This window comes from Salmonella sp. SAL4457, from assembly GCF_046548235.1.
GTDB classification, from domain to species: Bacteria; Pseudomonadota; Gammaproteobacteria; order Enterobacterales; family Enterobacteriaceae; genus Salmonella; species Salmonella enterica.
On sequence record NZ_JBGDZO010000547.1, the window covers coordinates 1 to 269 of the forward strand.

Annotated in this window: 1 pseudogene; it reads right to left on the minus strand. The window is 66.2% G+C overall.

The features are described 5' to 3' along the window. Nucleotides 1-269, minus strand: a pseudogene (aceE, locus tag ACLJNW_RS25410) (pyruvate dehydrogenase (acetyl-transferring), homodimeric type); the annotation flags it as partial.

Below are 269 nucleotides of genomic sequence, written 5' to 3' on the forward strand. Positions count from 1 at the left end.
TCGTAGAGCTGGCCGACCGAGGAGTAGATGCCGAGCTGGCGGAACATGCCTTCCATGCCGAAGGTACGGGCCTCGTCCGGGACGATCGGGACGATGCGCGGGCCGAGTTCCTTGTCCTTGACCAGCTGCGAGATGATCCGCACGAAGGCCATGGTGGTGGAGATCTCGCGATCGCCGGAGCCGTCGAGCATGGCCTTCAGGGTTTCCAGCGGCGGAACCGGCACGCTCATGCTCTTCTGCCGGCGCACCGGCATGAAGCCGCCCAGCGC